Genomic DNA, 12,236 nt, shown 5'->3' with positions numbered 1-12,236 from the left:
ATATTGAATACATTTTAGCAACTTCCTCATCCGTGGCATCTCCTGCCTCTTCAGCCCGTTCCAATTCTTTTTCCCATTCCTCATCGGTGTAATTCCGAAGAGGAAACGGCTCATCCACTAAAAAGTTCCGGGCTTCAAGCAATTGGATATATTCCTTGTCAAAATGCTTGTAGGCAAACTCCTTCGCTTTTTGATAACGCGCTTCGAAACTTTCTTTTTCGGAAGGGGCATCCAATATCCGGCTAATCTCGGAGAGCTTTTCCGGATCTGTTTCGTGAGAAATACGATTGGCAATGCTACGCTGCAAAGCATGAACCATCGAAGGTGTATAATAAGCAGCGGTCGGTTCTTTTGCTTTCATAATGAATTTGTTTGGCGCAAAACTACAAAATGCTTTTGAGTCTTGCAACCTTTTTCTTTTCCTAATATAGCCATCCTTCTACCATTTTATCTACTTCCGCCTGCGTATAGACACGTCCAGCTTGAATATCTTCTTCGGAACGCATGATGAGTTTTCGCTCACTATCTGTTAGTGTATAAACTGATTGACTATAAGCTACTACCGGTTCTTCCGCTTGCATTCCCGTGGGTTCTGTCTGTTTGTATGATTTTGTTGCCATCTTAGCCTGTTTAGGAAATAACATAGACCCCATCTTTTTCAATTTCACTTTTTAAGAACGGGCTCATATTCCGATTGACCCGCACGACATCTACCGGACATTTCTGCAATGCTTCCAGTCTCTGTTTCAAGGAGATTAGACGATAGAGATTCGGTTCCATCTCTACACATACATCTACATCGCTACCTGCTTGATGTTCACCTCTTGCTACAGAACCGAACAGACGCAAGGAATGCATGCCGAAACTTTGCTTCAAAACTCAATATAGCTTATACAGCTTATTCGAACCCTTTTCCTTGTCGTCCTTCGTTTCTATATCATCAAACAAATCGTCCCCTCTATACCAAAAAGAACTTGTAGGGGCTGCTTTCTTACTTTTTTCTTTCGGGGTGGATTTCTTACAATTCCCGAACCACTTTTGTTTAAAGAATCCCATTGCTATAGTCGTTTTATTCGTTCGTAAAAGTCTTTATTTTCAATTTATTTCTAACTGATTTCTCCGCAAAAATAGGGAATTTTGCGGGGATTTCCAATTGTTCAATTTGTTGCCTATATATTTATGTATATATCTTTAATTTAAAATAATGTTCCTTTCGCTGCACTTTCTGATACTTTGTGTAATTCGCACATCTCACTAAGCGATGCACCATTTCGTTGTAAACTATAGAAATTGTTTTCTCCTAATAAAACATATTCCCATGTTCGATTCATGCGATATTGTGGGCGAAGTTGATTGATTTTCTTGCACCATTCAATAGTAGCCAATTGTTTTTGCCGGACATTTTTATTTTGTACTTGTTCCTGCCCTTTCGTTTCGATAATGTAAATATGCGTGGATGTACAAACCATGAAATCCGGATGGTAAGTTGCTAATAACCCGTCTTGTCGAATATAATAGATAGAAGCGAAACGATGCTGATTCTCATTGATTTTAATAAAGCTATTTACTTCTGTATCCAAATCAAGGAACTCCATAAAGGCCTTTTCATATTCTCCTTTGTTAGATGGATACCCTATTTTTTCATAAATAGTCTTTTCCAAATCCAACGCATAGTTTTCACGTACCTTTAACGTTGGGACAGACGAGAAGAAAATCTTTTCGACAATAGCTTCCGTTACATTGATTTGTTCTTGCATATAATAGACAGCTTTTGTGATTTCCCGCACGATGTGTTGCGTCGCAATGCCTTCATGATGCAACAGTATTTTCCAGTTATAATTTTCAAATGGATTGAAAGGTCTGGAAAATAATTTCGTTCGAATATAGGTATCTATCGTTCGGATTATCTCGTATTGGTTGATTTGCATTGTTGGCAATTGTCGGGAACTATTTCTTCCGACTTTGTCAAAACGGGTAGTTACGATGCGCAGTATTTTCTGTAAATATTCATTATAACTCTGCGCATTGCATAAATCGGCTTTTACTTCATATTTCCCGAATTGGGTTCCGACCAATACATCATGTGAGATGAACGATTCGCCCGGCTTTGCTAAAATACTTTGTAATTGCTCATAAGTAAAATCGGTAAATGGAGCCAGTTTATTGATGTCTATGACAGATGGCTCTATTTCTTCTTCTTGTTCTTTAATGATGAGTGGCCAGAATAAATCATAATCTTTGTAATTCTCTTTCAATCCTACTTCTATCAAGTCGCCAATGACTTTGGAGTTGTTGGATAAATCATTTTCATCAATACCAGCCAATCCTTCATCCATCAAGTCTTTATAGAATTGGAGGAATGCAGGATGCTCAATGATAGACAGCATATCCAGATAGGATTTGGGTGCTTTCTTTTGTTGCAAAACTAAAGAACGGTTTTCTTGCTTTTCCTCTTGGTATTCCGGTTCTCTCCACATTAAACGTAATCCGCGTCCGATGGTCTGCTCCAATAGGATAGCCGATTTTGTGGAACGTAAGGGGACAATAACGCAAATATTATTTACGTCAAATCCTTCACGCAGCATCAACACGGAGATAATCACCTTGGGAGATTTATACCGGTCAATATTAAACAACCGCTCTTTTATTTGCAACCAATCCTTTTCTTTTACCTCTCCTTTGGCATTGCTGTCGATACGCAACAGATCTTCTGTATCCAGTCCCTCTTCTTTCAGAAAGGATTCGACGAAAGGAGTTACATTGGTATCTTCACAAATCACCATCATTTTGGGATGTTTATTTGTATCGAGCCGGGTAAATCCTTCTTCCAAGATTTGCAATTTCCGCAAACCGGCACGGAGCATTAACCGTTGTCCGTCGCTCAGGCTTACCACTTTTCTCCCGTCGCGTACAGCGTTGTAATCCAAGTTGCTTAAATCGGTTAATTCCTGTCTGCGGTCTAAGAGCAAAGTCTTGACTAATCCTTTTTTCATGGCGGTACTCAAATCAAAATCCGTCACGATATGTGGGAAATAAACCTTCCTTTGTTTTTTCCCTGAACCTACCGTATCATAAGGGGTAGCCGAGAAGTCTATCTGAAAGAAATTACTTCCTTTGTTTTGAGCGATTTTATTTAATCCTTTTTGCCACTCGACCTCTTCAATTTCGCCTTGTACCTTATGTTCGTGGATATGATGCGCCTCGTCGTTAATGACCATCAAATCAGGTAAGTCGGCTAAATATTCCAATTCGTTGCCTCGCAGGTAATGCCGGTCTAAACTGTCTAACGCATTACCTCCTGCTGTACCGGGACGGATAGGCAATATGTCTTTGATGATGCTGGGAGGGGAATCTGGCTCTGCATTTTCTTCCTCTTCATCCGAAAGGAACAGGTGCCAATTGGTGAGGGCAATCAGTCCACTACCTGTTACTTTCCGCCCGATACCATCCTCTTTTGTCACCACATTGTTTTGGATAAATGAGAATACTTCATCTTGATAAACAGGCGGAACGAAAAGCTCTTTATGTTGGTAGAGGTCGTTCGTGAATATATCCCGTTCGCTTCCGTTTTCTTTCATTCGTCCGCAATAGGCATCTTTCAGGCGGTCATAGACAATCAGGCCGGGTGCAACAATCAGGAAGTTTTGTGTATAGCGTCCACTCCGTTCCTCTTCGTGGCGTGCGTTTAGCATTTGCCAAAGTAATAAGGCGTGCATCACCCACGTCTTGCCCGTACCGGTCGCCATCTTCACGGCATATTTCGGTATCTGGTATTTCGTTTTCGTGAACTCTTTCAAATTACATTCCGACAACAAGTCTGGAGCAACCTTCTCGTAAATTTCCTGTACGGAATGAATGCCCAATACCTCGTGCAGGTAGATGATATTCAATATACTCTGCTTCTGCCCGATATGGAAATTCTTACTGCGCTCCTCCGTATAGGGTTCCATAAATCAATACTTTAACAAGTCTTGTGTAACTGGTGTGACGGCCTCCAACATACTGCCATTCTCGAAGGCTTCCTGTACTTGCCCTGTTAGCTCATAGGCCAATTCTAAGGATATATCGTTTCGCATCGTCTTTCGTTTCTTAGATTAAATTGTTTCTGTTACTATGCTCTCTTGTCCAAATACATCGACCGCCTTCACGCAAACCGTCCGCCGCTCTTTGCGGGGAACAATCAATTTGGCTTGATAAACGCAATGCAGCGGGTCGCTGTCGTTTGCCGTGTTCTCCCGATAATCTTGCCACTTGCTGCGGAAGGTCTCGCCGTCGTAGTCCGGATCCACGCTCCAATATTCGATAAGCGCGAGCGGATCCCGCTCCATAATCTGCTGCAATTTCGGTTTATCCTTGTCGTCCAGCGGGATATTGTCGGGCGAAAGCAGCACATAGTTGTCCAACCGGACGGTGATTTCCTCCTGTTCGCTGTAGGGTTTTACCTCGATGGGACGGACAGTCAGGTATTGCAACGTACTGAAGCGCACCGAGCCTTCACGAATCAGTTTGTCATATCCCTTTTTCGAAAGTTTGTCCAGCAGGTCGGGCGGAATCACCAACACCTCTACATCCTCCTTATACTGCTGCATGGCGGCCGAAATGTCGAACGCGAAGTTCCACGCCAGCACGACCACTTTGCTCCAGCCTCCGCCTAAGAGCGAACCTTTCGCCTCTTTTGCCTTGCGGATGGTTGCCGCTCCGGTCATTTTATTCGGACTGTCCACATAAACCAATGTACGGCTGCTTTTGACATAGCCCCAGTTTCGGTCATTCAATTGCTCGGCAGGAAACGGAATGGCGCCATAAAGTTGCATCACAATCTGGCTCAAATCGCCCACCCGTCGGTATTGTTTGTTGCCGCTGAACGCCTCTTTCTGGTAATCACCGATACATTGATAGAGGAACGGTTTTACCTCTTGGTCGATAAACCGCTTGCGCATCACCAAGATAGCCGGCTTCCCGATGTCCGTCGTAATCCAACGGCGTCCCAACCGTTCCGCAACGGCAGCCGTCGTCCCGCTTCCGCCAAAGAAATCGCAAACGAAATCACCATCGTTGGAGGAGGCTTTGATGATGCGTTCGAGAAGGGCTTCTGGTTTTTGGGTGGCGTAACCTACTAATTGCTTACCACGAGCAGAAGCTATATCAACCCACACATCTCTACATCTCGTTCCATCTTCTTGTTTATATACTTTTTTTACCGGGACTTTACCTTCTTCAACTATCAAACATCCATTTTTTAACCATTGTAGTGCTGTCTCTTTTGGCATACGATACCCATTTTTTGGCATTTTTTCACCAAATCCTAAACTATAAATATAACCTCCACCTCCTGGATTATCTACCGGATTTTTTCCATAATAACCCTTCTCGTCTCTCCATTTATAATGTTCATGTGTGCCCTCATCATATTCTTGGAAAATATCATTCCAAACTTGGTTTAATGCATTCTTTCTATAAAAGTAAATTGAATCATGAGATTTTATAAACTTTTTATTTTTTGAAGAAGTATCCCCAATAGCCCCTTGCCAAATAACTTCATTTATAAAGTTCTCTTTTCCAAAAACCTCATCCATCAAAGTCTTCACATAATGCCCCACATGCCAATCAATATGCACATAAATACTCCCCTTATCCGAAAGCAATTCTCGCATCAACACCAAACGAGGGTACAACATTTTCAAATAAGAAACCGTCCCATCCTGCCATGTATCCGAGTAGGCGAACTGCTCGATAACGGTTGGTTTCTGCTCAATGTCGATACCCGGCAGATTAATCTTTGTACGATAATCCGCCTTGCTATCAAAGGGCGGGTCTATATAAATCAAATCCACCTTACCACGCAGCGAGGGCAGACCGGTTGCCTCATCTCCGGCTAACAGGGCTTGCATGGCAAGAAGGTTGTCGCCATAAATCAGGCGGTTCATCCAATCCTTATTAATCATCTGCTCGTTCCGCCCCTTCCACAAACCGGAGGTATCTTTCGACGGTAACACCAATTCATTTGTCTGTAACCCGATACGGGTACTGCTGCTCAAACGCTCCATAATGCGTTGCGCTTCCTCTTTTCCCTGCTTAACGATTTTAGGGAGTTCTTCTATAAGGGATTTTGTGGGCATGATATATTATCTTATTTTAAAATTTATTCGATTACAATCAGAAATCACATCATCAAAATCTTCATTTTGAGTTCTAGGTATTCCGTCATACACAACAGAAACTATATTCTTATCAACCGAGATATTTCTAATCTTTTCAAAAGATCGGGTTAGATAATAATATTCAGGTTCAAACTCGCTTTTTTGTGTTATACAATTATATATTGGATGACTTGTACCCAATTTATACGCAGCACAATCACAAGCACCAGACATATAAACCTTGTCTTTATACTTGCAGAGTTCATGAATAAAGAGAATCACCTCATCATTAACTATATATTCACGAACATTATCACCAATTTTAATTTCCTTTTTTATATTCTGTATTGTCCAAAATTTCTTACCTAAATAAATGCGCTTAATAGCATCAGAAGAATAAAACAATTTCCTTTCGCTAACGTCAGTGACTACAGGATCATCTGTATAAATGGATTTAGGTAATCCTAAGTAACGATATGATGTCATAATTAATCTCCATTCTTTCTCATACTGCCATTCTTTATTCTTTTGAGTTGCATTGAATAAGTTTATTATCTCTATATTGGGATATCTCAAACAACTGATACTTAATGGATGGTTCTTATATTGTACTTTTTGAAAATAGCATTTCTTGAATCTAACATTATTATGTGGATGAAATGCTACACTACGCAATAAAGTCTCTACGTCAAATTCTAACATGAAACCCGTTTCTTGTGTATAGTGAGACCACATTAGTTCACTAAATCGATTATCATTAGCTAAAGAAACAATTCCACCATAACTAAAAAAACTTGCCATAATAGCACTTTGTAACCATATACGTTTTTTATCTGTATATGGATCTAAATGATCATACATTTTTTGTTCGACAAAAACCGGCACATATTCCAATATTTGTTTCCTTAATCTATGATAAACATCAGACTCAACATGCCTCATATCAATGGTATAGGATTCCCCATCCATTAAATCATTCAAATGAAATGGATGGCTCAAGAAAAAATAATGATTTAAGAATGCTTCAACATTATAATCTGTAAGTGAATAAAATTTGTATATGCGTTTGGGATAGTTTAAAGTCAAATCTATTTCCATCTTTACACTTTCTTCCTCTCCCTGCTCCCCTCCGGAAAAGATTAAACAATAAAAAAGCGTGGGAACTGTACTCTGTCGCTCGTTCCACGCTAAGAGGCTCTGGCATCGCCCATCCAGTCGAAACGAGCAACGCGAAAGCCCCACGCCGATGTTATATAATACAACCTCTACCTTGATGCCTTGTGGCAACAAGATATACGAATGGCTGTACATAATACACCCCGAGAGCATTCACCGTTGCTTTGTTTTTGACCGGATTCGAAACTGCCAGATTTCTTAGCGTCAAAACTAAAGCGTCAAGTAAACGCCTTTCAATATGTCCGCCTCCCCTGCCCATACCAAAATCGGCGTGGTTCGTCGGGAGACGCTACAAATGTACGAAGTTTCGTATAAGAATGCAACAGAAAGGGGAGATTTAATGGGGGGATTTTTTAGCGAGATTCCTTCGAGGCGATGCCATCTCCCCCTGCTAAGAGATTCTGTCATTTAAAATGAACGACGTAAAAATACATCTGCTTACATAGATACATTAACAAAAATCGCTTTCTTGAACGAAGATGACACATTAATTAATCTCACTGATAACCAATCATTTAGATTCAAATATACTGATCTTGGATACTTCTGAGTAAGACAATGAACGAGTCCACTCATTTGTATAAAATAGCTATGTTATTAAATATCAACAATATAGCATATATATAACTATTGAGGAGGAGTTATCACATTCGATACTTCTAAATTGATTTGAGAATTGCCAATATTCTCTCCGAGCGATTAAAGACCAAAAAACGACCAATAAGGATTAATCTTCTGCATCCCGAAACTATCTCATTAAATATCAACTATATAAGACCAAAAATACCCGATTTAAGAGGGAGAACTGCACTTGATTATCTTTAATCGATTTGCGCTAAAACGGACTTTGGGGCTATTTCATTAAATATTACCTATGCCCATTTGGCGGTATTGAAATCCCTTTCTTACCTTTGAGTAATAAATTTCATTACATAATGAAAAATGTTATTTTCAAAACAAGAGCTTATGGCTGGCAAGAATTGGCCATCCTGTACGCACCTGATTTGACGCCCGAATCAGCTGCGAAGCGGCTCACGGCATGGGTGAATGTGAATCCGGCTCTTCCGCAAGCATTGAAAGTGGTGGGATGGCGGAAAGGTCAACGGGTATTGACTCCGTTGCAAGTGAAAACCATCGTCGATTATATCGGCGAACCCTGAAACAAGTACCTGCCCGTCTCCGGATAAGTAAGTACTTATGGGAGAATGGGTAGGGACTTAATTTGATTAAATATTTAACATATAATTCTATTTATCATGAGAGAAAATTCAATTTTCAATTTACAAAAATCAGAGGAGTTGCAAAACTTCCTTGAGCAGGCCGAAAGGTCAAAAGTTCAAAAGTCCATTAAGGGATTGGAGAACTCTATTTGGTTACGGATTTTGGAGCATTATACTCCGAAAGACGATGACGAACTCCAGTCTGTTTTATCTCTTTCATTATTAACTTCGTTTGGAGCTATGATGGAAGATGTCTCTTTTTCCGTAAAAAGGAATGAGACAATTTATCCAAACCTGTATCTTTTTGTGGTTGCTGCGGCGGCTAGTGGAAAATCGATTATCAAAATATCTCATCAGGTGTTTGATATTTACGCTCATATAATAGGAGCAGAATATCATAATTTGCATAAAGATTCCATGCAGAAACATCGGGTTTGGGATAAGTGCATAAAGTCGTGCAAAGATCCAGAACAGCCGTGCAATTGCGGAGAGGAACCTACCGTGGTGCCAACAAAGCACTTGCGTATTTCGGCTACGATTTCTCTAAGCAAATTGATACAGACTTTGGCTGATAATGCTCCTGCCGTTACGCTTTTGTTCGATACAGAGTTGGATAGTGCCAGCAATACGAACAAACAGGATTATGGCAAAATCTCTCCGGAACTTCGAAAAGCGTTTGAGTTCGAACCTCTTAGCAGCCATACGCATTCCCATGGAGATGTAGAAGTGCAATGTCCTCGGTTATCCCTTATCTTAAGTGGAACACAAGCCCAATTGGTACGATTCCTTGTAAACAAGGAGGATGGTTTACTTTCTCGTATAATGTTTGTTTTCATGAAGTTCCGGAAGTACCAAGGATTAGCGGATTTCGACGATACGGAGGATAAGGATTTTGATTTTTGGGAAACAAATGTGGTTCCAGAAGTAACCCGCCTCGTCAACTACTTCCATAAGAAGAAGCTCCGCCTGCAGATGGTCCCCGAGGTCCGCAGCCTCTTCGACGACTACATCCGTTCCATGGAAGAAATGCTACTGCCCTACGCAGACGAGGCCTATATCGCTATCACCCGCCGTATGCGCAGCATCCTGCTCCGCCTGTGTATGGTGATAGCCGGGCTCCGTGCGTATGAGGAACGCTTCGCGGGAGAACGGTACCCCATTACCCAGGATATCGTTGAGTGGGTGTTGAGCTGGGCTGATTACCTTATGGCTGGGTCTATCCAGGCTAGCGACATCCTCCCCGAGGACATACAGGAGGGGTATACGGGCAGGAAGGAAGTCCACCGGCAATTTTTCCAGAATCTTCCGGCGAGGTTCACCAAGAAGGAAGCCACAGCAGCGGCCCATGAGCACTACGGTAAGAACATTTCGGAAAGCACGCTCAAACGCCTCCTGGAACAGTGGCTTACAGTTGGGTTGCTCAAGAGGGAAAGCCATGGTGTTTACCTGAAGTGTGAGGCTGGGGAGGAAGCTCCGGTCCAACCAAAGGAACCAGAGGTTGTTCCACCAGCGGCACCGCCTTTTATGGAACCGAATCCGACTTCATCTATAGATGATGAATTACCATTCTAATTGAACTTTTGGACTTTTGGGCTCATAAGCTCAAAAGTCCTTTTTGACCTTTTAGTCCATTTTGAGGGTACGGATTCCGCCATCTCATCTGCTTTTCGGCCAAAAACAGAAGGCGATGAATGGAGGGAATCCGTACCTAATTTATTGGGGGGAATTATTCATCTGTTTTTAAGAGCTCCTTTCGGCGGACATCGGCACGTACTTGCGCCTCATATTCCTCCCATGCCAATTGGCGGTTCCGTTCGCGTTCGGGCGACCCCTCTTTGCCCAGTACTTCGTCCAAATAAGAACTGACATCATAAATGTCTTTCCTGATTTCTTTTAGCTTCATAATATTCATCCTTTAATCTTATTGCTTTTTTTATTTCTCTTTCCGGTGTCCGTTGCGTTTTTTTCTTAAACGCGTTAAACAACACGACGATATTATTCCCATCATAAATGAAAAAGATACGGAATTCATATATCCCTTCTCTGATGTATTTCACATAATGTGTCGGTATTGGTTCATCTTTGGTTAGTAAATCCAAAGCTGTCAAAACTTTTCTTTCTTCTTGTATAGATAATTCTTCCAAGAAATCATCGAAATAATTTTTGTACGCAATTATTGTTTTCATGACGTAAAAATTCACAGTTAAATACAGGGGCAAAGATAGGGTTTTATTGTCAACCCTCCTCTTCGGAACGGAAAAAATTTTGTACTTTTGTCCCGAATTTTCACGTGTGCTTGAAAACCACGTATAAAAAACAAGGATTTATGAAAAAGAGAAACGCAGCTATGGTCTGTTTTTCAGGAGGTCAGGATTCAACGACCTGCCTGTTTTGGGCGAAGAAGCATTTCGCCGAAGTAGAAGCCGTATGTTTTACCTATGGGCAGAAACATGCGCTTGAAGTAGAAGTGGCCCGCCGGATTGCCGAGGGCGCGAATGTACCGTTTCAGGTGCTGGACGTGTCGCTTATCAGCCAGTTGGACCCGAATTGTTCCTTGATTAACAACCAAATCAAGATGGACGAAGAGAAACCCGCCGATTCCTACCCCAATACGTTTGTGCCAGGGCGGAACATGGTGTTCCTTACGTTTGCCGCCATCCTCGCGCGGAGCAAAGGGATTTATCATTTAGTGACGGGCGTTTCAGAGGCGGATTACAGCGGTTATCCCGATTGTCGCGATACGTTTATCCGTTCGTTGAACGTGACATTGAACCTCGCGATGGACGAGCAGTTTGTCTTGCATACGCCGCTGATGGACCGCGACAAGAGCGAAGTATGGGAACTGGCCGACGAACTGGGCGTATTCGATTTGGTACGCACGCAAACGCTCACTTGTTATAACGGCGTCCTGGCTGACGGGTGCGGACATTGCCCTGCCTGCAAGCTAAGGAAAGCCGGATTGGATAGTTATTTATCGAGAAGAAATAAGTAAGTAATGGATACGCGAAAGGAAGAAAACGAATTGCACGCGCTGGGGAGCCAGACGGTTTACCGCCAGGATTATGCGCCGGAGGTGTTGGAGGCATTCACCAACAAACATCCGGAGAACGACTATTGGGTACGTTTCAATTGTCCGGAGTTCACCAGCCTCTGCCCCATCACGGGCCAGCCGGATTTTGCCACGATTTACATCGATTACATTCCCGACGTGAAGATGGTCGAGAGCAAGAGCCTCAAACTCTATCTCTTCAGCTATCGGAACCACGGCGATTTCCATGAGGATTGCGTGAATAAAATCATGAAAGACCTCATCCGCCTGATGGACCCGAAGTATATCGAAGTGACCGGTATCTTTACGCCGCGCGGAGGCATCAGCATCTATCCCTATTGCAATTACGGGCGACCGGGGACGAAGTACGAACGCCTGGCCGAGGAGCGGCTGTTCCATCACAACCTGAAATAAAGCACACGAGAGGGGGTGTCAAAATAGAAAATGGCACACAAGATGACGCAGATTTAACCGATGACCACAGATTCTTTTTTATTGATTTATAATTAAATAAATCTGTGGTTATCTGTCTAATCCGTGTTATCCTTTAGATTTGCGCAAAATAATAAATGAAGAAGAATGTTTATCTTTATATCAATAAAGGTTAACCAAGAAAAAGAGGTGAACTATTGTGTTGTCAAGACTCTCAGG

Annotated in this window: 13 protein-coding genes; 4 read left to right on the top strand and 9 right to left on the bottom strand. The window is 42.0% G+C overall.

The window, feature by feature from the left end; translation table 11 throughout:
* The 7 genes from B5F77_RS14815 to B5F77_RS14790 all read right to left on the bottom strand — a co-directional run.
* On the bottom strand, window positions 1-361 hold a 361-nt coding region (locus tag B5F77_RS14815), incomplete at its 3' end, for a hypothetical protein (protein ID WP_204244992.1).
* 61 nt (window positions 362-422) lie between these two features.
* Window positions 423-620, bottom strand: a complete 198-nt coding sequence (locus B5F77_RS14810; RefSeq protein ID WP_087332153.1) for a hypothetical protein — start codon at window positions 618-620, stop codon at window positions 423-425.
* 10 nt (window positions 621-630) lie between these two features.
* The gene (locus B5F77_RS14805; protein ID WP_087332151.1) at window positions 631-858 is read right to left on the bottom strand and encodes a nucleotidyltransferase domain-containing protein; all 228 of its coding nucleotides are present in this window, start codon (window positions 856-858) and stop codon (window positions 631-633) included.
* Between the two features lie 338 nt (window positions 859-1,196).
* A complete protein-coding gene (locus B5F77_RS14800) occupies window positions 1,197-3,950 on the bottom strand; it encodes a DEAD/DEAH box helicase family protein (protein ID WP_239446387.1) in 2,754 nt (917 codons plus the stop codon).
* Between the two features lie 3 nt (window positions 3,951-3,953).
* Window positions 3,954-4,076, bottom strand: a complete 123-nt coding sequence (locus B5F77_RS16115; protein ID WP_255377055.1) for a hypothetical protein — start codon at window positions 4,074-4,076, stop codon at window positions 3,954-3,956.
* An 18-nt stretch (window positions 4,077-4,094) separates the two neighbouring features.
* Complete coding sequence (locus tag B5F77_RS14795; protein WP_087332149.1) at window positions 4,095-6,119, bottom strand: site-specific DNA-methyltransferase; 2,025 nt, start codon at window positions 6,117-6,119, stop codon at window positions 4,095-4,097.
* Window positions 6,120-6,125: 6 nt separating this feature from the next.
* Entirely contained in the window at window positions 6,126-7,238 is a 1,113-nt protein-coding gene (locus tag B5F77_RS14790) for a DUF2971 domain-containing protein (protein ID WP_162608017.1), read from the bottom strand.
* Window positions 7,239-8,251: 1,013 nt separating this feature from the next.
* On the opposite strand from B5F77_RS14790, the gene B5F77_RS14785 reads away from it, so the two are divergent.
* Window positions 8,252-8,476, top strand: a complete 225-nt coding sequence (locus B5F77_RS14785) for a DUF4248 domain-containing protein (RefSeq protein ID WP_087332145.1) — start codon at window positions 8,252-8,254, stop codon at window positions 8,474-8,476.
* A 96-nt stretch (window positions 8,477-8,572) separates the two neighbouring features.
* Window positions 8,573-10,108, top strand: coding sequence for a DUF3987 domain-containing protein (locus B5F77_RS14780; RefSeq protein ID WP_087332143.1), 1,536 nt, complete (start codon window positions 8,573-8,575; stop codon window positions 10,106-10,108).
* Between the two features lie 154 nt (window positions 10,109-10,262).
* Here B5F77_RS14780 and B5F77_RS15795 read toward each other — a convergent pair whose 3' ends face one another.
* Window positions 10,263-10,439: a hypothetical protein gene (locus B5F77_RS15795; RefSeq protein WP_162608016.1), complete on the bottom strand. Its 177-nt coding sequence runs from the start codon at window positions 10,437-10,439 to the stop codon at window positions 10,263-10,265.
* Window positions 10,405-10,722, bottom strand: coding sequence for a type II toxin-antitoxin system RelE/ParE family toxin (locus tag B5F77_RS14775; protein ID WP_087332141.1), 318 nt, complete (start codon window positions 10,720-10,722; stop codon window positions 10,405-10,407). Before B5F77_RS14775 ends, B5F77_RS15795 begins: the two co-directional genes overlap by 35 nt.
* Before the next feature lie 140 nt (window positions 10,723-10,862).
* Between B5F77_RS14775 and queC the strand changes: the two genes are divergently transcribed.
* Window positions 10,863-11,528, top strand: coding sequence for a 7-cyano-7-deazaguanine synthase QueC (gene queC, locus B5F77_RS14770; RefSeq protein ID WP_087332155.1), 666 nt, complete (start codon window positions 10,863-10,865; stop codon window positions 11,526-11,528).
* A gap of 3 nt (window positions 11,529-11,531) precedes the next feature.
* On the top strand, window positions 11,532-11,999 hold the full coding sequence (queF, locus tag B5F77_RS14765) for a preQ(1) synthase (RefSeq protein WP_087332139.1): 468 nt from the start codon (window positions 11,532-11,534) through the stop codon (window positions 11,997-11,999).
* Window positions 12,000-12,236: the final 237 nt, after the last annotated feature.

Origin of the sequence: Parabacteroides sp. An277 (genome assembly GCF_002159645.1) — a bacterium.
GTDB lineage: Bacteria > Bacteroidota > Bacteroidia > Bacteroidales > Tannerellaceae > Parabacteroides.
This window is presented reverse-complemented; position numbering and strand designations above follow the sequence as displayed.